This window comes from Serratia sp. SA088, assembly GCF_049065515.1.
Taxonomy (GTDB): Bacteria; Pseudomonadota; Gammaproteobacteria; order Enterobacterales; family Enterobacteriaceae; genus Serratia; species Serratia nematodiphila.
This window is the reverse complement of the sequence record NZ_JBAKGW010000005.1, coordinates 1-20,467: the sequence shown is the minus strand read 5'-3', so window position 1 is coordinate 20,467 and position 20,467 is coordinate 1. Positions and strand designations below refer to the sequence as shown.

Annotated in this window: 21 protein-coding genes; 19 read left to right on the top strand and 2 right to left on the bottom strand. The window is 62.2% G+C overall.

Features of this window, described 5'->3' with window-relative positions:
- Window positions 1-322 precede the first annotated feature (322 nt).
- The 4 genes from speA to ACOWVD_RS13990 all read left to right on the top strand — a co-directional run bounded on the left by speA (window position 323) and on the right by ACOWVD_RS13990 (window position 4,536).
- Entirely contained in the window at window positions 323-2,299 is a 1,977-nt protein-coding gene (speA, locus tag ACOWVD_RS14005) for a biosynthetic arginine decarboxylase (protein ID WP_004937600.1), read from the top strand.
- 194 nt (window positions 2,300-2,493) lie between these two features.
- Window positions 2,494-3,414 (top strand): agmatinase, encoded by a 921-nt coding sequence (gene speB, locus ACOWVD_RS14000; protein WP_004937606.1) that lies wholly within the window; start codon window positions 2,494-2,496, stop codon window positions 3,412-3,414.
- 336 nt (window positions 3,415-3,750) lie between these two features.
- On the top strand, window positions 3,751-3,903 hold the full coding sequence (locus ACOWVD_RS13995; protein ID WP_004937610.1) for a Hok/Gef family protein: 153 nt from the start codon (window positions 3,751-3,753) through the stop codon (window positions 3,901-3,903).
- 480 nt (window positions 3,904-4,383) lie between these two features.
- On the top strand, window positions 4,384-4,536 hold the full coding sequence (locus tag ACOWVD_RS13990) for a Hok/Gef family protein (protein ID WP_004937610.1): 153 nt from the start codon (window positions 4,384-4,386) through the stop codon (window positions 4,534-4,536).
- A 110-nt stretch (window positions 4,537-4,646) separates the two neighbouring features.
- Here ACOWVD_RS13990 and ACOWVD_RS13985 read toward each other — a convergent pair whose 3' ends face one another.
- Window positions 4,647-5,888: an MFS transporter gene (locus tag ACOWVD_RS13985; RefSeq protein WP_197764068.1), complete on the bottom strand. Its 1,242-nt coding sequence runs from the start codon at window positions 5,886-5,888 to the stop codon at window positions 4,647-4,649.
- A gap of 396 nt (window positions 5,889-6,284) precedes the next feature.
- Here ACOWVD_RS13985 and ACOWVD_RS13980 point away from each other — a divergent pair, with 396 nt between their 5' ends.
- The 14 genes from ACOWVD_RS13980 (at window position 6,285) to ACOWVD_RS13915 (ending at window position 19,255) form a co-directional block, all read left to right on the top strand.
- The gene (locus ACOWVD_RS13980) at window positions 6,285-6,602 is read left to right on the top strand and encodes a non-heme iron oxygenase ferredoxin subunit (RefSeq protein WP_004937614.1); all 318 of its coding nucleotides are present in this window, start codon (window positions 6,285-6,287) and stop codon (window positions 6,600-6,602) included.
- 2 nt (window positions 6,603-6,604) lie between these two features.
- The gene (locus ACOWVD_RS13975; RefSeq protein ID WP_004937617.1) at window positions 6,605-6,913 is read left to right on the top strand and encodes a recombinase-like helix-turn-helix domain-containing protein; all 309 of its coding nucleotides are present in this window, start codon (window positions 6,605-6,607) and stop codon (window positions 6,911-6,913) included.
- 20 nt (window positions 6,914-6,933) lie between these two features.
- A complete protein-coding gene (locus ACOWVD_RS13970) occupies window positions 6,934-7,977 on the top strand; it encodes an aromatic ring-hydroxylating oxygenase subunit alpha (RefSeq protein ID WP_033632121.1) in 1,044 nt (347 codons plus the stop codon).
- Window positions 7,974-8,729 carry an SDR family oxidoreductase gene (locus ACOWVD_RS13965; protein WP_049243188.1) on the top strand — a complete coding sequence of 252 codons (756 nt, stop codon included), beginning with the start codon at window positions 7,974-7,976 and terminating at the stop codon, window positions 8,727-8,729. Before ACOWVD_RS13970 ends, ACOWVD_RS13965 begins: the two co-directional genes overlap by 4 nt.
- Before the next feature lie 37 nt (window positions 8,730-8,766).
- On the top strand, window positions 8,767-9,561 hold the full coding sequence (locus ACOWVD_RS13960) for an IclR family transcriptional regulator (RefSeq protein WP_004937625.1): 795 nt from the start codon (window positions 8,767-8,769) through the stop codon (window positions 9,559-9,561).
- A 109-nt stretch (window positions 9,562-9,670) separates the two neighbouring features.
- Complete coding sequence (locus tag ACOWVD_RS13955; protein WP_164095831.1) at window positions 9,671-10,612, top strand: VOC family protein; 942 nt, start codon at window positions 9,671-9,673, stop codon at window positions 10,610-10,612.
- A complete protein-coding gene (locus ACOWVD_RS13950) occupies window positions 10,609-11,820 on the top strand; it encodes an NAD(P)/FAD-dependent oxidoreductase (protein WP_421105635.1) in 1,212 nt (403 codons plus the stop codon). The genes ACOWVD_RS13955 and ACOWVD_RS13950 overlap by 4 nt, the downstream gene beginning before the upstream one ends.
- Before the next feature lie 23 nt (window positions 11,821-11,843).
- Window positions 11,844-13,100 (top strand): MFS transporter, encoded by a 1,257-nt coding sequence (locus tag ACOWVD_RS13945; RefSeq protein ID WP_015379009.1) that lies wholly within the window; start codon window positions 11,844-11,846, stop codon window positions 13,098-13,100.
- A gap of 32 nt (window positions 13,101-13,132) precedes the next feature.
- The gene (locus ACOWVD_RS13940) at window positions 13,133-13,657 is read left to right on the top strand and encodes a cupin domain-containing protein (protein WP_004937634.1); all 525 of its coding nucleotides are present in this window, start codon (window positions 13,133-13,135) and stop codon (window positions 13,655-13,657) included.
- Window positions 13,657-14,475, top strand: coding sequence for an alpha/beta fold hydrolase (locus tag ACOWVD_RS13935; protein WP_075686191.1), 819 nt, complete (start codon window positions 13,657-13,659; stop codon window positions 14,473-14,475). The genes ACOWVD_RS13940 and ACOWVD_RS13935 overlap by 1 nt, the downstream gene beginning before the upstream one ends.
- Complete coding sequence (locus ACOWVD_RS13930; RefSeq protein ID WP_004937639.1) at window positions 14,472-15,266, top strand: SDR family oxidoreductase; 795 nt, start codon at window positions 14,472-14,474, stop codon at window positions 15,264-15,266. The genes ACOWVD_RS13935 and ACOWVD_RS13930 overlap by 4 nt, the downstream gene beginning before the upstream one ends.
- A gap of 15 nt (window positions 15,267-15,281) precedes the next feature.
- Complete coding sequence (locus ACOWVD_RS13925; RefSeq protein ID WP_421105634.1) at window positions 15,282-16,076, top strand: aspartate dehydrogenase; 795 nt, start codon at window positions 15,282-15,284, stop codon at window positions 16,074-16,076.
- Between the two features lie 16 nt (window positions 16,077-16,092).
- Window positions 16,093-17,562 (top strand): aldehyde dehydrogenase, encoded by a 1,470-nt coding sequence (locus ACOWVD_RS13920; protein WP_004937646.1) that lies wholly within the window; start codon window positions 16,093-16,095, stop codon window positions 17,560-17,562.
- 52 nt (window positions 17,563-17,614) lie between these two features.
- Complete coding sequence (locus tag ACOWVD_RS13915; protein WP_021504733.1) at window positions 17,615-19,255, top strand: thiamine pyrophosphate-binding protein; 1,641 nt, start codon at window positions 17,615-17,617, stop codon at window positions 19,253-19,255.
- 42 nt (window positions 19,256-19,297) lie between these two features.
- On the opposite strand, the gene ACOWVD_RS13910 is transcribed toward ACOWVD_RS13915, so the two are convergent.
- Window positions 19,298-20,050, bottom strand: a complete 753-nt coding sequence (locus tag ACOWVD_RS13910) for a M48 family metallopeptidase (protein ID WP_004937650.1) — start codon at window positions 20,048-20,050, stop codon at window positions 19,298-19,300.
- Window positions 20,051-20,288: 238 nt separating this feature from the next.
- On the opposite strand from ACOWVD_RS13910, the gene ACOWVD_RS13905 reads away from it, so the two are divergent.
- Window positions 20,289-20,467: hypothetical protein (locus ACOWVD_RS13905; protein WP_181421390.1), on the top strand; the 179-nt coding region annotated here is incomplete at its 3' end.

Sequence of the window (20,467 nt, the reverse complement as noted above, 5' to 3'; positions counted from 1 at the left end):
TTCTTCTGCTATTTCCCGTCTTGTCTCTCTGTCACTTACCAGGTGCGATAAACACTTGGCCGCTACTCAGGATTCTCGGGCCGGCTAACGGTCGTCTGAAGAACTGAACAAGGGTAGCCTGCAGCCTTCCTGTGGGATGTTTCTTGGCCCGATTCACGAGGTTTGAACAGGGTGTCTTACAATTATATGAGTGATAAACCGATCGCTGACCGCGAACGGCAGTTCTCTTCGCTGCCGCCGGCGCGGCTTGTTGGGTTGTTCTCGCGGGTTGTAGCTGCGATAGTGGCTGACGGTTTCGTCAGTACGGAATGTGAGGCGAACCATGTCTGATGATCTGTTGATTCACCGTCCGCCGGTTGCGGGCGAGTCTTTATCTTTGCGCTCCATGCAGGAGGTTGCCATGAATGATCGTAATGCCAGCAAGATGCTGCGTACTTATAACGTCGCCTACTGGGGCAACAATTACTATGACGTCAACGAGCTGGGCCATATCAGCGTGTGCCCGGATCCGGATGTCCCGCAGGCGCGCGTCGATCTGGCAGAACTGGTGAAAACGCGCCAGCAAGATGGCCAACGTCTGCCGGCGCTGTTCTGCTTCCCGCAGATCCTTCAGCATCGCCTGCGTTCGATCAACGCCGCGTTCAAACGCGCGCGCGAGTCCTTCGGTTACCAGGGCGGCTATTTCCTGGTGTATCCGATCAAGGTGAACCAACATCGCCGCGTGATTGAATCGCTGGTGAATTCCGGCGAACCGCTGGGGCTGGAAGCCGGCTCCAAGGCCGAGCTGATGGCGGTGCTGGCGCATGCCGGCATGACCCGCTCGGTGATCGTCTGTAACGGTTATAAAGATCGTGAATACATTCGCCTGGCGCTGATCGGGGAAAAACTGGGGCACAAGGTGTACCTGGTGATCGAAAAGATGTCCGAGATCAACCTGGTGCTGGAAGAAGCCGAACGCTTGAACGTCATACCGCGCCTGGGCGTGCGTGCGCGTCTGGCGTCGCAAGGCTCCGGCAAATGGCAGTCGAGCGGCGGCGAAAAGTCCAAATTCGGTCTGGCGGCGGTGCAGGTGCTGAAGCTGGTGGAGACCCTGCGCGAAGCGGGCCGTCTCGACAGCCTGCAGTTGCTGCACTTCCACCTGGGCTCGCAGCTGGCCAACATTCGCGATATCGCCACCGGCGTGCGCGAATCGGCGCGCTTCTACGTTGAGCTGCACAAGCTGGGCGTCAACATTCAGTGCTTCGACGTGGGCGGCGGTTTGGGCGTCGACTACGAAGGCACCCGTTCGCAGTCCGATTGCTCGGTCAACTACGGCCTGAACGAATACGCCAACAACGTGATTTGGGGCATCGGCGACGCCTGTAACGAACACGGCCTGCCGCACCCGACGGTGATCACCGAGTCCGGCCGCGCCGTGACCGCGCACCACACGGTGCTGGTCTCCAATGTGATCGGCGTAGAGCGCAACGAATTCAGCGAACCGCAGCCGCCGGAAGCCGATGCGCCGCGCGCGCTGGAAAGCATGTGGGAAACCTGGCTGGAAATGAACGAGCCGGAAAACCGCCGCTCGCTGCGCGAATGGTTGCACGACAGCCAGATGGATCTGCACGACGTGCATACCCAATACGCGCACGGCATGCTGGACCTGACCAAGCGCGCCTGGGCCGAGCAGCTGTATCTGAACATCTGCAACAAGATCCAGCAGCAGCTCGATCCGAGCAACCGCGCGCACCGCCCGATCATCGACGAATTGCAAGAGCGCATGGCGGACAAGTTCTACGTCAACTTCTCGCTGTTCCAGTCGATGCCGGATGCCTGGGGTATCGATCAACTGTTCCCGGTGCTGCCGCTGGAAGGGCTGGATAAGCCGCCGGAAGGCCGTGCGGTGCTGCTCGACATCACCTGCGATTCCGACGGCACCATCGACCATTACGTCGACGGCGACGGCGTGGCGACCACCATGCCGATGCCGCCGTACGATCCGGAGAACCCGCCGGCGCTGGGCTTCTTCATGGTCGGTGCGTATCAGGAGATCCTCGGCAACATGCACAACCTGTTCGGCGACACCGCCTCGGTTGACGTGTACGTGTTCCCGGACGGCAGCGTCGAGACCGAATTGTCCGACGAGGGCGACACCGTGGCGGACATGCTGGAGTACGTGCAGCTCGATCCGAGCGCGCTGCTGTCCAAATTCCGCGATCAGGTCAAAGAAACCGATCTGGACAGCGAGCTGCAGGCGCAGTTCCTGGAAGAGTTTGAAGCCGGCCTGTACGGCTACACGTATCTGGAAGACGAGTAACCGCCCTCTTCAGGGGGGCGATGTCGGCCCCCTTGAAGCACGAACAAAATGCGGCCATAATCTGCCGTATCGGTAGCACCGAAACACACATCGAATAAATCCCTTTCTCGTCGGGCTAACGACGCGGGAGGGATTTTTTTTTGTAACGGCCCGGCGTCTGCGCCCGGCAACTTGTTGAACTACGAGGGTTTACTATGAGCACCTTAGGCCATCAGTCCGATAATTCATTAGTGTCCAACGCCTTTGGTTTCCTGCGCTTTCCGCTGAACTTCATGCCTTACGACAGCGATGCAGAGTGGGTCATCACCGGCATTCCGTTTGACATGGCGACCTCCGGCCGCGCCGGCGGCCGTCATGGCCCGGCGGCCATCCGTCAGGTGTCCACCAACCTGGCCTGGGAAGGCAATCGTTGGCCGTGGAGCTTCGATCTGCGCGATCGCCTGAATGTGGTTGACTGCGGCGACATCGTGTTCAACTTCGGCGATGCGCAGGACATGAGCGACAAGCTGCAGGCGCACGCGGAGAAACTGCTGAAGGCCGGTAAGCGGATGCTCTCGTTCGGCGGCGACCACTTCGTCACCCTGCCGCTGCTGCGCGCGCACGCCAAGCATTTCGGCAAGCTGGCGCTGGTGCACTTCGACGCCCATACCGATACCTACGCCAACGGCAGCAAGTTCGACCATGGCACCATGTTCTATCATGCGCCGAACGAAGGCCTGATCGATCCGCATCACTCGGTGCAGATCGGCATTCGCACCGAGTTCGATCATGACAACGGCTTTACCGTACTGGACGCCGCGCAGGTGAACGATCGCAGCGTGGACGACCTGCTGACGCAGATCAAAGGCATCGTCGGCGATATGCCGGTGTACCTGACCTTCGATATCGACTGTCTGGATCCGGCGTTCGCACCGGGCACCGGCACGCCGGTGATCGGCGGGCTGACCTCCGATCGCGCGCTGAAACTGGTGCGCGGCATGCAGTCGCTGAACATTGTCGGCATGGACGTAGTGGAAGTGGCGCCGGCTTATGACCAGTCCGAGATCACCGCGCTGGCCGCGGCGACGTTGGGTCTGGAGATGCTGTACCTGCAGGCGGCCAAGAAACACGCCTGACGCCAGGCCACGCCTCGCTGAAAAAGCGGCTCCCATCGAATTGGGGCCGCTTTTTTTATTTCGTTTGTCGCCATCCGCGCGGCGATTTTCAGCCTGTTGCAACGCCTTTGCGCAATCCTGCGCAGAAATGAAAAAGAGTCAGGAAAAAGGGAGCCGGGATAGCGGGGTGGATGAATATACTGCGCGCGGGTGCTCTGGATCTTTGTATCTGGAGCCTGCGTGAAAGGTACAAAGAGAAAAGCCCCGAGTGATATCCATCAACCCGAGGCCTACTCTAACGCCCAACAACGTTAAGTTAGCCTCTTACCCGCCGCGAGGCAAGGAGAAGAAGGCATGATGCCGAACAAACGGAGCCTGTTAAAATTGGTGGTTATTTGTGCCACGGTAATATCACTGGCATGGATAACCCGCAGCACGCTGTGTGAGCTGCGGATCCGATCGGGCACTACGGAGGTTGCGGCCATTTTGGCTTACGAATCCGAACGGTAAGGCAACCCGGCGACGGGGGATGTCCCCCGTCTGCTGGTTGTTGGCGTCCAGATCCCTGAGCACCCTCTCAACGCTTTCGGTTTTTCCTCCCTTGCGGTCATCAACAGAAAGTTAATAAATTAATTTTATTTGTTTTTTATACGTTTCTCTGTGCAAGCCCAGCAATGGCATGAGGTTTGTCATCAATCTCCGCTTTTTTTATTTCGTTTGTCGCCATCCGCACTGCGATTTTCAGCCTGTTGCAACGCCTTTGCGCAATCCTGCGCAGAAATGAAAAAGAGTCAGGAAAAAGGGAGCCGGGATAGCGGGGTGGATGAATATACTGCGCGCGGGTGCTCTGGATCTTTGTCTCTGGAGCTTCTGCGAAAGATACAAAGAGAAAAGCCCCGAGTCGATATTCATCAACCCGAGGCCAACTCTAACGCCAGACAACGTTAAGTTAGCCTCTTACCCGCCGCGAGGCAAGGAGAAGAAGGCATGATGCCGAACAAACGGAGCCTGTTAAAATTGGTGGTTATTTGTGCCACGGTAATATCACTGGCATGGATAACGCGCAGCACGCTGTGTGAACTGCGTATCCGATCGGGCACTACGGAGGTTGCGGCCATTTTGGCTTACGAATCCGAACGGTAAGGCAACCCGGCGACGGGGGATGTCCCCCGTCTGCTGGTTGTTGGCGTCCAGATCCCTGAGCACCCACTTAAAGCATTCGGTTTTCCGCTACGGAGGAGAGGGGAACGGGGTTATGCCCGCTTCACCTGCCGCGCCAGCAACATGCGGCCAAACAACGCGCCGCCGGCCAGCAGCGTCAGCAGCTGCGAAGCGATCAGCACCGCAAAGCCTGAAGACACCTTACCCTGGCTGGCCATCACCATGCCCATCACCATCGGCACAAACGCCGAGAACAGATTGCCGATGCCGTTGATCAGCCCATAGGCGCTGCCGACCGCCTCCGGCCGCGCATAATGCTGCAGCAGCGTGGGGATCGCCGCGCCCTGCACGCCCCAACAGGCGTTGGCCGCCAGCAGAAAGAAGGCGATCCAGCCAAGCTGATGGCTGTTCATTACGCCATAGATGCACAGTGCGGTCGCCGCGCCGCCAAAGACGAAGATCAGCGGTGCCTGATAAGGACGGATGCGATCGAGCAACGCGCCGCCGAGGTATTTGGAGGCGATGCTGACGATGAAAGGCAGCGCGGCCATCCAGCCCATTTGCTTGATGGAGAACCCCTTTTCATCTGTCAGGTAAGCCGGCAGCCAGGCGCTGGAGCCCCACAGGTAACTGAGCGTGGCGATCTCGATCAGCAGGATCCAGCCGAGCATCGGCGTGCGCCAGGCCAGCGCAAAGGTGTGCCAGACGCGGCTTAGCACCGGTTGCGGATCGGCGGGGCGTGAAGATGAAGATAAGGCGAGCGGATGAACGAACAGCCGCACCAGCATCAGGCCCAACAGCAGGTTGAGCAGAGCCAGCAGGTGAAACGACATCGCCCACCCGAAGTGCGCCATCAGAAAACTCACCAGCGGAAAGCCGATCACCAGCCCCAACGAGACGCCCAGCGCGCTGACCGCGTTGGGCTTGCCGCGCTCGTCGGCGGCGAAATGATCGCTGATGTACATGGTTTTCAGCGAGAACAGCGGCCCTTCGCTGACGCCAAGCAGCGCGCGCACCACGCACAGCAACAGCAGCGATCCCGCCAGCGGCGAGGCGGCGGTGAGCAGCGCCCACAGCACCACGCTCAGCGTCAGCGCGCGGCGGTAACCCATCAGCGTTTCCAGAAACGGCGTCAGCAACATGGCGGAGAGGCCGTAACCGAGTAAAAACACCGTCATCAGCGTGCCCTGGTGAGCGCGGTCACCGCCGAGTTGAAAGTGTTGCAGGAAGTCGGGATTGACCAACATCACGGCGATATTAACTCGATCCGCATAGGCGATAACGATCAGAAACAGCAGGGCGATCACCCCAAACCAGCGTTGACGTTGTTGCACGGCGCGTTCCTCAGTGCGAGCGGTTGACGAATTCAGGCAGCAGTAAACTCACCCGAGGATGCCATTTGGCGCAAACGCGGGGATGGGGCTGATTGATGTAAATTTATTGTTATCAAATAGGGTGTAAAAGACGAGAGAAAACACTTTTACGCGCAATACGCCGCCGGGATCAACGCATTTTTTGCCATAAATTAGCGAGGGAGCGCACAACTGACATAGGTTTTTCATATCGGTGCATGATTTCGTGATCTTTCCCGCATTTGTCATTTTTAAACAACCTTTCATTAACATTTGCTGTTCCGCTCGCTTGACGAAAGTTTCGCCAGACTTATAGTGGCTGTATTAAATAAGAAACTGAGTTTCATATATGAAACAATCAGATAGAGGATAAAAGCAATGAGCTGGAAGAATGTGTGCGAAGTGTCTCAGGTGAAAGAAGATTTTCCTTTCTCCGGCAAAGTGGAAGGAAAGGAGATCGGGGTGTACCTGCTCGACGGTAACTACTACGCGCTGGAAGACGTCTGCCCGCATGCTTATGCCTTGCTCAGCCAGGGGTTTGTAGACGACGGCAAGGTTGAGTGCCCGCTGCACGAAGCGCTGTTTGACGTGCGTACCGGCCAGTGCCTGCGCGAGCCGGGCGGCCGCGATCTGCAAACCTATCCCACCCGGGTGGTCGACAACCAAATCCAGATCACTTTTATCGCGGAGGAGTAATCATGCAGCACATCACCGATTTCAATCCCTGGCTGCCGGACACCCAACAGGTGACGCCGGCCCGCGAAGGCGGCAACGGTCAAATCCATCAGCCGGGCCAGTTCCGCAATGTCATCTGGCAAAACCGCGCCCGGGTGCCGGACGGCTTCGAAACCGCCCTGGTGGCGGCGCTGGAAACGATCTTCGATCAGGGGGCGGAAGAGCTGGAGCAGATCGTCAGCGCGTTGAATCAGCGTCGTCTGTTCGATCGCAGCGGCCAGCCGTGGAATGAGGCGACGTTCCGCGAATTCCTTCACGTTAACGGTTTCTGAGCGACACCCGGGAGAAGACAATGACAGCAAACACAACATCCTCCGAACAGAGCTTGCAGGACTATCTTGACCAGGGGCTGCGCGGCATGTGGTATCCGGTGCTGGCCAGCTGGGAAGTGGGCAACAACCCGGTTGGTATCACCCGCCTGGAGCAGCAAATCGTGGTGTGGCGCGACGCTGAAGGCCAGATCCATGCGCTGGAAGACCGCTGCCCGCACCGTGGCGCGCGGCTTTCCATGGGGTGGAACCTCGGCGATCGCATCGCCTGTTGGTATCACGGGGTGGAAGTCGGCGGCGACGGGACGGTGAAAGACGTGCCGGCGGTGGATCGCTGCCCGCTGGTGGGGCAAAAATGCCTGCGATCTTACCCGGCCAAAGAAGCCTATGGCGCGGTGTTCCTCTATTTCGGCGTGACGGCGGATGAAGCGCCGGCGGAGCTGACTTTCCCGCAAGAGCTGGCGGACGAAGCGTCGTACAGTCATTTTCTGTGCACCGCCAGCTGGAACTGCAACTACCAGTACGCCCTGGAAAACGTGATGGATCCGATGCACGGCACCTACCTGCACTCCTCTTCACACTCGATGGCGGAAGGGGATCGCAAGGCGGACATGGCGCTGGAGCCGACCGACAGCGGCTTCATCTTCAAGAAAAACGGCCAGATCGGCGTCAACTTCGACTGGGTGGAATTCGGCAACAGCGGCGCGTATTGGATGCGCCTGTCGATCCCGTACAAGAAGCGCTTCGGGCCGGGCGGTCACTTCTGGATCATCGGCATGGTGGTGCCGGAGGACAAGGATCACTGCCGGGTATTCTTCTGGCGCATTCGTAAGGTCAAGGACTGGCAGCGCGACATGTGGCGCTTCATGTACCGCAATCGTCTGGAATCGTTGCATTGGGACGTGCTCGAGCAGGATCGCATCGTGCTTGAGAACATGGCGCCTAACGCCCGCGGCCGCGAATATCTGTACCAGCACGACGTCGGTCTTTCTCGTCTGCGCCGCCTGATGCAGAAAGAGGCGCAAAAACAGCTGGCGACGCTGCGCGAGCGGGAGGCGGCGCAGTGAACGGCCTGCTGAACGGTAAACGCATCGTGGTCACCGGCGCGGCGCGCGGCCTGGGCTACAGCTTCGCCACCGCCATCGCCGCTGCCGGCGCGCAGGTGGTGATGTGCGACATTTTGGCGGATGAGCTGGCGGCGAGCGGCGCCGCGCTGCGTGAGCAGGGCGCTCAGGTGGAAACGCAAACCATCGATCTGGCGTCACCGGATTCGATCCGTTCGGCGTTCGAGAAGATCGCCGCCGGCGGCGGGATCGACGGCCTGGTGAACAACGCGGCGCTGGCGACCGGCGTCGGCGGCAAAACCATGATGGAATACGATATCGAACTGTGGGATCGGGTGATGCAGGTCAATGTGCGCGGCACCTGGCTGGTGAGCCAGGCGGCGGTGCCGCTGCTGGCGCGCAACCCGCACGCCAAGATCGTCAACGTGGCGTCGGACACCGCGCTGTGGGGCGCGCCGCGCCTGATGGCCTATGTCGCCAGCAAAGGCGCGCTGATCGCGATGACCCGATCGATGGCGCGTGAGCTGGGTCCGCAGGGCATCTGCGTCAACGCCATCGCGCCGGGCCTGACGCGGGTGGAAGCTACCGAGTATGTCCCCGCCGAGCGCCACCAGCTGTACGAGCAGGGGCGCGCGTTGGCCGGGGCGCAGCACCCGGACGATGTGAACGGTACGGTGCTTTATCTGCTGTCGCCGCTGGCGGATTTCGTCACCGGTCAACTGCTGCCGGTCAACGGCGGCTTCGTATTCAACTGACGGCCCGCAGGGCAGGCGCACAGCGCAGGAGCGAGAGATGGCGGACGAGCAAGCATGTAAATATCTGATCCCGGGGCTGGATCGCGGGTTGCAGTTGCTGCTGGCGTTTGGCGAGCAGCATAAGGAGATGACTTTCGCCGAGTTGCATCGCCTGGTCGATATGCCGAAGGCCACCGCTTATCGCGTGGTGCAGACGCTCGAACACCTGGGCTTTCTGGAGCGCAATCCGCGCACCAACACCTTTGCGCTCGGCATCAAGGTGCTGCGCCTCGGCTTCGAATATATCGCGTCGCTGGACGTGGCGCAGGCCGGCCAGCCGGTGATCGAGCAGTTGCGCGATCGCAGCCAGTGCAGCAGCCATCTGGCGATCCGCGACGGGCGTGACGTGATCTATATCGCCCGCGTCAGCGCCGCCGGTTCGCAGATCAATCAGGTCAGCGTCGGCACCCGCTTGCCGGTGCACCAAACCTCGCTCGGCCGCATGTTGTTGACCAGCGCGACTCGCAGCGAGTTCGAACAACTGTATCCAGACGCGCAGCTGCCGGGCAATGCGCCGGGCACTCCGGCGGATCGCGAAACGCTGTGGCAGATGGTGCAGCAAGACAAGGCGCGCGGCTATGTGATCGGCGAATCGTTCTTCCGCCACGGCATCTCCTCGATTGTCTACCCGATCTTCAACCGCGAGCAGCGGGTCGAGGCGGTGGTCAGCATCATGGTGCCGTCCGATGAGATCCCGAAAGCGGATCGCGAGCGGCTGCGCATGGAAGTGCGCGACGCGGCGGAGAAAATTTCCGGCTTCCTCGGCGCGCCGCCGCAGGCCAACGTCGGCTAACCGACAGGACCGACTCTTTTACTCAGGCAGGGACAAGCCCCGTAGCAAACAGGGGCCGGGGTTCACTCATGCCTGAAAACCGTATGCAGCGAGAACGTGAGGCTGAACAATGAGCGTAATCGGAATCGAAAAACTGGAATTTGGCGTCGAAGATCTGCCAACCTGCGAAAAATTCATGCAAGACTTCGGCCTGCAGTCCGCCACGCAACATTGGGGCGAAGCGCAGCGCGAATTCACTACCCTGAGCGGGGCGCGGGTTGTCCTGCATCCGCTGCAAAGCGCGGCGCTGCCTGCGGCGTTTGAAGGCGGTTCCACCCTGCGCCGCATGACCTGGGGCGTGGCCTCGCCCGCCGATCTGGCGCGCCTGCAGCCGCGTTTGGCGCTGATGCCCGGCTTCCGTCAGGTGGGAGAAGAGCTGGAGTGCCTCGATCCCAACGGCATGACGCTGCGCTTCGTCGTCAGCCGCCAGCAGGCGGTCGAGGTGCCGGTCACGCCGATCAACCAATGGGGCGACGTGCGCCGCATCGATCAACCCAGCCCGGTCTATTCGCAGGCGCAGCCGATCAACATTGGCCACGTGGTGTTCTTCGTTGAAGATCTGGCGGCGACCGAGCGTTTCTACCGCGAGCTGTTGGATTTCCAGGTTTCCGATCGCTATATCGATCGCGCCGTCTTCCTGCGCACCCAGGCGCGCGGCGGCCACCATAACCTGTTCCTGCTGAAGCTGCCGAACCGCCCACGCGGCCTGAACCACGTGGCGTTCACCGTGCGCGATATCCATGAAGTGATCGGCGGCGGCATTGCCATGAACAAAGAGCAGTGGAGCACCTTTATCGGCCCCGGCCGTCACCCGATCTCCTCGGCCTATTTCTGGTACGTCAACAGCCCGACCGGCGGCGCGTTCGAGTACTACACCAACGACGATTATCTGACGGAAAACTGGCAGCCGCGCGAGCTGGAACATTCGCTGGTCTCCTTCACCGAATGGGCGGTAGAGGGCGGCATCGATCACGACACGCGCCGCCAGCATAAAAAGGCGGAGGCTTTATGAACCGGCCGGAGCAGGCGGGCATCGTCATCGTCGGCGGCGGCCAGGCCGGCGGTTGGGCGGCCAAGACGCTGCGCGACCGGGGTTACAGCGGCCGGCTGACGGTTGTCAGCGACGAACCCTACGATTTTTACGAGCGGCCGCCGCTGTCGAAAGCGGCGCTGCTGGATGCCGCGGCACCCCTCAGCCGGCTGTTCAGCGAACAGACGGTGGCTGAGCTGAATATCGACTGGCGCCGCCCGCTGCGCGCCGAGTCCATCGACGCTGAACAGCAAATCGTTACGCTCAGCGACGGGCAACGGCTGCAGTTCGAGCAGTTGCTGATCGCCACCGGCGGGCGGCCGCGTTTGCCGAGCGCCGCCTGGGCGCAGCACTCGCGCGTGATGACGCTGCGTTCCTGGGACGATGCGGCCCGGTTGCGGCAGGGGCTGCAGGGCTGCCGTCGCCTGGCTATCGTCGGCGGCGGTTGGATCGGGCTGGAGATCGCCGCTTCCGCGCGCCGTCTCGGCGCCGAGGTGACGGTGTTTGAACGCCAGCCTGCGCTGTGCATGCGCAGCGTCGGCACCGATGTCTCACAGGCGTTGCTCGAACTGCATCGCCGGCAGGGCGTCACGGTGCTGTGCGGCTGCGGCGAGATCTCGCTGGAAGATCGCGATGGCGCCGCCTGGATCGGCAGTGAAGCCAGCGATCCGCAAACCTTCGATCTGGTAGTGGTGGGGATCGGCGTCGAGCTGAATCTCGAACTGGCGCGCAGCGCCGGGCTGGCGATCGAGTCCGGCATTGTGGTCGACGGCCAGGGGCGCACCAGCCATCCGGCGATCTTCGCCGCGGGCGATGTGGCGCGTCACCCGACGCTTGGCCTGTGCCTGCAGTCCTGGGCCTACGCGCAAAATCAGGCCATCAGCACCGCCTGCGCGATGCTCGACGCCTTCGCCGCCCCGTATGACGACGTGGCCTGGCTGTGGTCGGATCAATATGACGTCAATATCCAGATCCTCGGCGTGCCGAGCGGCGGTGTGCACCATGTGGTGCGCCGCACGCCGCAGTCGCAGGTGTTCTTCACGCTGAACGCCGATCGGCAGCTGGTGCAGATGGTGGCGTTCAACGACGCGCGCACCATCAAGCTCGGCAAGCGTTGGTTGGCGAGTGGCCGGGTGCTGGATCCGCAGCAACTGGCGGATGCGGAGTTTTCTTTGATGGCGTTGAAATAACGCCCGAACCTCGGGAGCGTTTTATGACTACGCAAGACATTGACGCCCGCGCTGGACGGGCGGGGGAAACCGTTGCCGAAAATCCGCAGCAGCGGGTGCGCTGGTCGGTACCGATCGCGCTGTTTGCCTGCGTGCTGCTGGCTTTTTTCGACAAGATCAGCATCGCGGCGCTGTTTTCCGACGCCGAGTTTCAGCAGGCGTTGGGCATCGGTTTTGACCCGGCGCGGCTGGGCTTGCTGATGAGCGCGTTTCTGTTCTCCTACGGCATTTCCTCCATGCTGCTCAGCGGCATCGGCGATCGGCTTAATCCGGTCAAGGTATTGATTGGCATGATGGTGGTGTGGGGCGTGCTGATGGTGTTGATGGGGCTGGTGCGTTCCTATCACGCCATGATGACGCTGCGCATCCTGCTCGGCATCGCCGAAGGGCCGCTGCTGCCGATGGCCTACGCCATTATTCGTCAGGCTTTCCCGCCGCAGCTGCAGGCGCGCGCCACCATGCTGTGGTTGCTCGGCACGCCGCTGGGGGCCGCGCTCGGCTTCCCGGTCACCCTGTACATCCTCAATACCTTCGACTGGCAGGCCACCTTCTTCTTTATGGCGTTTCTGACGCTGCCGGTGATGTTGCTGGTGCTGTTCGGCATGCGCCACCTGAACGTCGCGCGTCCGGCGGCGGCGGCCAAGCCGGCGGTGTCCGAACGCAAACAGCACCGCCGCGAGCTGTTGCGCAGTCCGCATTTCTGGATGATTTGCCTGTTCAACATCGCCTTCCTGACCTACCTGTGGGGCATGAACGGCTGGCTGCCGAGCTACCTGATCAAGGGCAAAGGCATTCATCTGGAGCATGCCGGTTACCTCTCTTCGCTGCCGTTCATCGCCATGCTGCTCGGCGAAGTTCTGGGCGCCTGGCTGTCGGACAAGCTGGATCGCCGCGCGCTGGCCTGCTTCCTGTCGCTGTGCGGTGCCGGCCTCGGTCTGGCGGTGGTGTTGCACCTGCAGGGTACCTACAGCGTGATCGCCGCCATGGCCTTCAGCACCTTTATGTGGGGCGCCGGCGCGCCGAATATTTTCGCGCTGTTGGCGAAGGCCACCAGCAGCAAGGTGAGCGCCACCGCCGGCGGCATCTTCAACGGGTTGGGCAATTTTGCCGGTGCGCTGGCGCCGGTGCTGATGGGGGCGCTGATCGCCGCCACCGGCAATATGGATAACGGCCTGCTGTTCCTGGTGGTGATGGCTTTCGTCGGCTGCCTCATTCTGCTGCCGTTGCTGAGAAAGTACTGATTAATCAATCGATTCAACAGAGGAGTGACAACATGTCTCAGGTTGAGAACAAAGCCGGCGTCAAGCCGCAGGATCTGTCGATGGAAAACTGGGTGGAGTCGCGCATCGCCCGTTTCGAGGGCCGCAAATATGACTGGAACGCGCTGAAATTCCAGGCCGACTTCGACCCGAAATACCGCCGCGCGCAGATGCGTTACATCGGCACCGGCGCCACCGGCGTGGCCAGCGATGCCAACACCATTCCGGCAGGCAACTTCACCTTCTCCACCATGGTGTTGCCTTCGAAGTGCGAGGGCCCGCTGCACCTGCATGACGACGTGGAAGAAGTGTTCTTCATGCTGAAAGGCAGCATCACGCTGATGATTCAGGATGGCGAAGAGTATTACGAAACCAGGCTGAAAGAGCGCGATCTGATCTCGGTGCCGGCGGGGGTGTATCGCGGCCTGTTCAACCACGGCGAGGAAGAGGCGCTGATGTGCGTGATGCTCGGCACCGCCAAGCCGGAGATCCCGACCTATCCGGCGGATCACCCGCTGTCCAAAGTGAAGCGCAACTGATGAACGGCCTGGCGCAACGCCAACGGGCGCGCTGCGGGGCGTACACCCTTAGCTGGCGCGAGGCCGGGCAGGGGCGGCCGGTGGTGTTGCTGCATGGCATCAGCTCCGGATCCGCCTCGTGGATCAAGCAGTTCAACGACAGCGGCCTGACGGACGGCCACCGTCTGGTGGCGTGGGATGCGCCGGGCTACGGCGGCAGCCTGCCGTTGGCGGATCCGCAGGCCGATGCCGCCGGTTATGCGGCGGCGTTGGCGGCGCTGATTGATGAGCTGCAGCTGGTGCAGCCGCTGATCGTCGGCCATTCGCTGGGGGCGCTGATCGGCAGCGCCTATGCCGCCGGCTATCCGGATGGGCTGTGCGGGCTGGTGTTGGCGGATCCGGCGCAGGGCTATGCCACGGCGCCGGAGGAAAAGCGTCGGCAGGTGTACGGCCAGCGCCAGCAGATGATAGAGACGCTGGGGCCGGTGGGCTACGGCGAGCAGCGGGCGGCGGCCTTGCTGCGTGAAGGGGCGGATCCGCAGGATATCGCCTGGGTGCGCAACGGCATGCAGCAGCTCGATCCCGACGGTTTTCTGAGTGCCGCCTGGATGCTGGCCAACGATGATATCGGCCGCTATCTGGCGCGCTATCGCGGCCCGCTGGAGGTGTGGTGCGGCGAACAGGATCGCATTACGCCACCGGAGAAGGCGGCCGAGCTGGCGGGTGAACAGGACGCGGCGCTGCGTCTGATCGCCGCCGCCGGTCATGCCAGCTACCTCGATGCGCCGGCGTGTTTCAACCGCTATCTGCGGGACTTTACGGGAGCAATCCAACGATGAATTTTCAGCTTGAGGATCGGGTGGCGGTGGTGACCGGCGGCTCGTCGGGCATCGGTTTCGAAACCCTGAAGCTGCTGCTGGCCGAAGGGGCGAAAGTGGCGTTCTGCGGCCGCGATCCGGACAAACTGGCCGGCGCAGCAGCCAGCCTGCGCGCGGACTTCCCGCAGGCGGATATCCTGGCGCTGCGCTGTGACGTACTGGACGCGCAGCAGGTGGCGCAGTTCGCCGCTCAGGTGACGGCGCATTTCGGCGGCGTGGATCTGCTGATCAACAACGCCGGTCAGGGCTTCGTCGCCCATTTTGACCAGACGCCGCGCGAAGCCTGGCTGCATGAGGCCGAGCTGAAGCTGTTCGGCGTGATCAACCCGGTGCAGGCGTTCTTACCGGCGCTGGAACGATCGGCGATCGCGTCTATCACCTGCGTCAACTCGCTGCTGGCGCTGCAGCCGGAAGAGCACATGATCGCCACCTCGGCGGCGCGTGCCGCGCTGCTCAACATGACGCTGACGCTGTCGAAAGAGTTGGTGGGCAAAGGCATTCGCGTTAACTCGATCTTGCTGGGGATGGTGGAGTCGGGCCAGTGGCGCCGCCGTTTCGACGATCGCAGCGATAAAGATCAAAGCTGGGAGCAGTGGACGGCGGCGATCGCCGAACGCCGCGGCATCCCGATGAAGCGCCTCGGCAAGCCGCAGGAGCCGGCGCAGGCGCTGCTGTTCCTCGCTTCACCGCTGGCTTCCTTTACCACCGGCGCGGCGCTGGACGTTTCCGGCGGCTTTAACCGTCATGTGTAACAGGGGCCGAAAAAGATGAAGAAGATCATGATGATTGGCTATGGCGCGATGGCGAAGGAAGTGATCGCCCGTTTGCCTGAAGGCGTGGAGGTCGGCTGGATCCTGGCGCGCGCAGCTCATCATGCGGCGATCGCCGAGGCCTTTGGCGGGCGGGTGCAGGCGCTGACCCATCCGGAGCAGTGTTCGCAGCGGCCGGATTTGGTGCTGGAGTGCGCCAGCCAGCAGGCGGTGGCGGAGTTTGGCGAGGCGGTGCTGCAGCGCGGTTGGCCGCTGGCGGTGATCTCGACCGGCGCGCTGGCGGACGCCGCATTGCAACAGCGGCTGCAGCAGGTTTGCCGCAGCCATCACGGGCAACTGATCGTGCTGTCCGGCGCGGTGGCGGGGATGGACGGGCTGGCGTCGGCGCGTGAAGGCGGGTTGGAGAGCGTGACCTATCAGGCCAGCAAGAGCCCGGCCAGCTGGCGCGGCAGCCCGGCGGAGCAACTGATCGACCTCGATGCGGTGCGCGAGGCGCAGGTATTTTTTGAAGGCTCGGCGCGCGAAGCGGCGCGTTTGTTCCCGGCCAATGCCAACGTGGCGGCCACTATTGCGCTCAACGGTCTGGGGATGGACGCCACCCGGGTGCGCCTGCAGGTCGATCCCGCCACCCGGCGCAATACCCATCGCCTGCAGGTGTGCGGCGACTTTGGCGAGTTTCACATTGAGCTGAGCGGTAACCCGCTGGCGAGCAATCCCAAAACATCAACCCTGGCGGCGCTGAGCGGGGTACAAGCCTGCCGCCGTCTGGTGGACGGCGGTTTTATTGCCTGAACGGCAGGAGCGGAGCATGGAACGATTGAATATTTTTGTCGCCGGGCGCTGGCGTGAAGGGCGTGGCGAAGAGATGGCTTCGGTATTCCCGGCCGATGGCAGCGTCAACGCGCGGCTGCGCGCCGCTAACGTCGAGGACGTGAACGAGGCGGTGGAAGCGGCGGAACGCGCCTGGCGCGCGCCGGAGTGGCGCGGACTGGTGCCGCACCAACGCGCCTCGATTCTCTACCGCGTCAGCAACCTGATCCTGGCGCAGCAGGAACAGCTGGCCGAGCTACAGACTCGCGACAACGGCAAACCGCTGGCGGAAACCCGCGGCCTGGTGGCCAGCGCGGCGGCGACCGCGCGCTATTTCGCCGCCGCCTGCGAGGTGTTGGAAGGCGAGCTGCCGACCCCGCGCAGCGCCGAGGTGATGACCCTCAGCCAGTATCAACCGATGGGAGTGATCGCCGCCATTACGCCGTGGAACTCACCGATCGCCAGCGAAATGCAGAAGGTGGCGCCGGCGCTGGCGGCGGGCAACGCGGTGGTGCTCAAACCGGCCGAAGCCACGCCGCTGATGGCGCTGAAGCTGGCCGAGCTGTTCGAACAGGCGGGACTGCCGGCCGGGCTGCTCAGCGTGTTGCCGGGCAAAGGTTCGGTGATCGGCGAGGCGTTGGCGCGCCATCCGCTGGTGAAGAAGATTTCCTTTACCGGCGGGACCAGCACCGGGCGCCATTTGGCGCACATCGCCGCCGACAAGCTGATCCCCACCTCGCTGGAGCTGGGGGGCAAATCGCCGACCATCGTGCTGGAGGACGCCGATCTGGAACAGGCGGCGCGCGGCATCTGCTACGGCATTTTCAGCTCCGCCGGCCAGGCGTGCATCGCCGGCTCGCGCCTGTTCGTACACCGTTCGCTGTATCAGCCGCTGCTGGCGCGCTTGACCGAACTGAGCGCGGGATTGCGCATCGGCAACCCGCTGGTGCCGGGCGTGCATCTTGGCCCGCTGATCAGCGCCAAACATCGGCAAAGCGTGGCGGACTACGTGGCGCTGGCGCGGCAGGAGGGCGGCCGGGTGGTCATCGGCGGCGAAGCGCCGGCCGATCCGCAACTGGCGAGCGGCAGCTATTACCTGCCGACCATTATTGAAGGCTTGAACAACGACGCCCGCGTTTGCCAGGAAGAGATCTTCGGCCCGGTGCTGGTGGCGCTGCCGTTCGACGACGAGCAACAGCTGATCGAACAGGCCAACGACTCGGTGTATGGCCTGGCGGCCGGCATCTGGAGCCGCGACTTCCCTCGCGCGATGGCGCTGGCGGAGCGGCTGGAAACCGGCACCGTCTGGGTCAATACCTACAAAACGTTCTCGATTTCCACGCCGTTCGGCGGTTTCAAGGAGAGCGGGTTGGGCCGCGAAAAGGGCCTGAACGGCATCAAGGCCTACATGCAGCAGAAAAGCGTGTATCTGGCGCTGAGCCATCAGGTGAACCGCTGGAGCGACTAGGCCGACACCTCTACGCATAACCCTAATAACGATTACCCTAAGAAGGCAGATGATGAGCGATAAAATCACGGTTGGCGAGGCGATAGCCCGGACTCTGGAACAGTACGCGGTGTCGGCGATGTACGGCATCATTTCGATTCATAATCTGCCGATCGCCGATGCGGTGGGGCAGCGCGATAAAATTCGCTTCGTGCCGGCGCGCGGCGAAGCGGGGGCGGTCACCATGGCCGACGCGCACGGGCGCTTCTCCGGCCTGGGCGTGGCGTTGACCAGCACCGGCGCCGGCGCCGGCAACGCGGTGGGGGCGATGATTGAGGCGCTCAACGCCAACACGCCGCTGTTGCATATCACCGGCCAGGTGGAAAAAGCCTATCTGGATGCCGACGCCGGTTTTATTCATGAAACCCGCGATCAGCTCGGCTTCCTGCGCGCCTGCTCCAAGCGCGCTTACCGTGTAAATTCGCCGGAGCAGGCGGTGGCGGTGATCCAGCGAGCGATCCTGGATGCGCAAACCGTGCCCTGCGGCCCGGTGGCGGTCGAGATCCCGATCGATATTCAAAGCAGCCTGGTGTCCCGTTCGGTGCTGACCGAGCCGTTGGCGCCGGCGCCATTGCCGAAGGCGGACGATGCGGCGGTGGAACGGCTGCATCAGCGGCTGAAACAGGCCAAGCGTCCGCTGCTTTGGTTAGGCGGCGGCGCCTTGGCCTGCGGCGATGCGGTGCGCAAGCTGGCGGACGCCGGCGTGGCGGTGATCTCCAGCACCCACGGGCGCGGCATTCTGCCGGACAGCCATCCGCGCAGCCTGCGGGCGTTCCACAACTCGCCGAGCATCGAGGCGATCCTGACGCAGTGCGATCTGACGCTGGTGGCCGGTTCACGGCTGCGCAGTAATGAAACCCGCACCTGGACGCTGCCGCTGCCGCGCCCGCTGGTGCAGATTGACATCGATCCGGCGGCGGCCAACCGCAACTACCTGGCCGATGAGCAGATCAACGGCGACTGCGCGGCGCTGCTGGCGGCGCTGGCGGCGCGGTTGGCCCCCGGCGAAAAGGTCAACGCCGAGTGGGATGCCGAAATCGCGGGGGCGGTGCAGCAGGCGGAGAGCGCGCTGCGCCAGCAGTCCGGTGAATACGCCAAACTCAATGACGCCATCGACGCCGCACTGCCGCAGGACGGATTGCTGGTGCGCGATATCACCGTTTCCGGCAGCGTCTGGGGCAGCCGTCTGTTCCGTGCGATCTCGCCGCTGTGCAACATTCACTCGCTGGCCGGCGCTATCGGCATGGGGCTGCCGATGGCGATTGGCACCGCGATTGCCAACCCGCAGCGCAAGGTGGTGGGGCTGGTGGGCGATGGCGGTTTGGCGCTGGGCCTGGGGGAACTGGCGACCATGGCGCAGGAACAGGTGAACATCACCCTGCTGATCATGAACGACGGCGGCTATGGCGTGATGCGTGGCATTCAGGACAAGTATTTCGCCGGGCGCCAGTATTACAACGAGCTGCATACGCCGGCCTTTACCCAGATCGCCGAAGCGATGGGGTTGAAAGCCTGGAAGGTGGACGCGGCGTCGCAGTTCAACGGCGTGCTGGCCGAGGCGATCAATTACCCGGGACCGTCGGTGGTCGAGGTGGACATGAAGCAGGTCGGGCCGCTGACCTTCGCCGGGCCGCCGCAGAAAACGCTGTATTGAGACGATAAAAAAACGCCCGGCGGTTGCCGGGCGTTCTCGTGGTTATTTCTCTGCCGCGATGCGATCGCGAATGTGCTGCGCGCGCGCTTGGGAAGACGGGTGATCGTCGAACATGCTGCTCTGACGACCGGCTTCCATTTGGGCCAGTTTTTCGAAGCTGGTGGCCAGGCCGTTCGGATCGATACCGCGTTTTTTCAGCAGATCGAACGAGTAATCATCCGCTTCGCTTTCCTGCTTCTGCGAGAACTGGGCGCTGACCAGCTTCTCGCCGATATCCGCCAGCTGCGACTGCGACAGCGAGCCGATGACGCCGCCGGCGGAGGACGCCGCGGTGCGCAGCGCCACGGTGCCGTAAGCCACCTGCATCGCTTTACGGGTGTGGCCCAGCGCCACGTGGCCCATTTCGTGGCCCAGCACGCCTTCCACTTCGTTGTCGTTCATGATGTCCATCAGGCCGCTGTAGACGCGAATGCAGCCGTTGGCCATCGCCCAGGCGTTGACGTCTTTGGTCACGTAGACCTTGTAGTTGGCCGGGGTGCCGTTGATGTTGTCGCCCAGTGCCGCAGCGATTTTGTTGAGGCGCTTGGCATAGGTGCTGTCGGCCGGCGCGATTTGTGCCTTGCTGTCCATCTCGGCGCAGGATTTATCACTCAGGGCCTTAACGTCGTTGTTGCTCAGGGTCGCCGCCTGGAACGCCTGCGCGCCGGACTGCATCAGGGTTTCGGTATTCAGGTTTTGACAGCCGGTTGCCAGGGTGGCAATGCCCAACGCAATCAAAGAGGTACGAATTTTCATAACGCCATCTTCCTGTGAAGGTAACAAGGTAAAAGAGTCATTTTGCCTGGAGGAAATCGTGTCGCAAGAGCCTAGTGTACGCCAGCCGGAGCGAGAATGGTGTTATTCCGAAAAAGCGTCCAATCGTGCTAATAAGTGGTGAACTCGCTCTCATTTGGCATTAGGGATTGCCGTTGTGATGTGGAGTCTGAGAAAATAGGGAACTTGACTGCTTTTTTTATCCGACCTGGAGTAAAACATGTCCTCTCGTAAAGAGCTTGCCAACGCCATCCGCGCACTCAGCATGGACGCCGTACAAAAAGCAAATTCCGGCCACCCGGGGGCCCCTATGGGCATGGCGGACATCGCCGAAGTCCTGTGGCGTGACTACCTCAACCACAACCCGACTAACCCGCACTGGGCTGACCGCGACCGTTT

What these genes read in the sequence shown, in the direction of transcription:
- speA (WP_004937600.1), top strand. Translation starts at nt 323, where the DNA reads ATGTCTGATGATCTGTTGATTCACCGTCCGCCGGTTGCGGGCGAGTCT.
- speB (WP_004937606.1), top strand. Translation starts at nt 2,494, where the DNA reads ATGAGCACCTTAGGCCATCAGTCCGATAATTCATTAGTGTCCAACGCC.
- ACOWVD_RS13995 (WP_004937610.1), top strand. Translation starts at nt 3,751, where the DNA reads ATGCCGAACAAACGGAGCCTGTTAAAATTGGTGGTTATTTGTGCCACG.
- ACOWVD_RS13990 (WP_004937610.1), top strand. Translation starts at nt 4,384, where the DNA reads ATGCCGAACAAACGGAGCCTGTTAAAATTGGTGGTTATTTGTGCCACG.
- ACOWVD_RS13980 (WP_004937614.1), top strand. Translation starts at nt 6,285, where the DNA reads ATGAGCTGGAAGAATGTGTGCGAAGTGTCTCAGGTGAAAGAAGATTTT.
- ACOWVD_RS13975 (WP_004937617.1), top strand. Translation starts at nt 6,605, where the DNA reads ATGCAGCACATCACCGATTTCAATCCCTGGCTGCCGGACACCCAACAG.
- ACOWVD_RS13970 (WP_033632121.1), top strand. Translation starts at nt 6,934, where the DNA reads ATGACAGCAAACACAACATCCTCCGAACAGAGCTTGCAGGACTATCTT.
- ACOWVD_RS13960 (WP_004937625.1), top strand. Translation starts at nt 8,767, where the DNA reads ATGGCGGACGAGCAAGCATGTAAATATCTGATCCCGGGGCTGGATCGC.
- ACOWVD_RS13955 (WP_164095831.1), top strand. Translation starts at nt 9,671, where the DNA reads ATGAGCGTAATCGGAATCGAAAAACTGGAATTTGGCGTCGAAGATCTG.
- ACOWVD_RS13950 (WP_421105635.1), top strand. Translation starts at nt 10,609, where the DNA reads ATGAACCGGCCGGAGCAGGCGGGCATCGTCATCGTCGGCGGCGGCCAG.
- ACOWVD_RS13945 (WP_015379009.1), top strand. Translation starts at nt 11,844, where the DNA reads ATGACTACGCAAGACATTGACGCCCGCGCTGGACGGGCGGGGGAAACC.
- ACOWVD_RS13940 (WP_004937634.1), top strand. Translation starts at nt 13,133, where the DNA reads ATGTCTCAGGTTGAGAACAAAGCCGGCGTCAAGCCGCAGGATCTGTCG.
- ACOWVD_RS13935 (WP_075686191.1), top strand. Translation starts at nt 13,657, where the DNA reads ATGAACGGCCTGGCGCAACGCCAACGGGCGCGCTGCGGGGCGTACACC.
- ACOWVD_RS13930 (WP_004937639.1), top strand. Translation starts at nt 14,472, where the DNA reads ATGAATTTTCAGCTTGAGGATCGGGTGGCGGTGGTGACCGGCGGCTCG.
- ACOWVD_RS13925 (WP_421105634.1), top strand. Translation starts at nt 15,282, where the DNA reads ATGAAGAAGATCATGATGATTGGCTATGGCGCGATGGCGAAGGAAGTG.
- ACOWVD_RS13920 (WP_004937646.1), top strand. Translation starts at nt 16,093, where the DNA reads ATGGAACGATTGAATATTTTTGTCGCCGGGCGCTGGCGTGAAGGGCGT.
- ACOWVD_RS13915 (WP_021504733.1), top strand. Translation starts at nt 17,615, where the DNA reads ATGAGCGATAAAATCACGGTTGGCGAGGCGATAGCCCGGACTCTGGAA.
- ACOWVD_RS13910 (WP_004937650.1), bottom strand. Translation starts at nt 20,050, where the DNA reads ATGAAAATTCGTACCTCTTTGATTGCGTTGGGCATTGCCACCCTGGCA.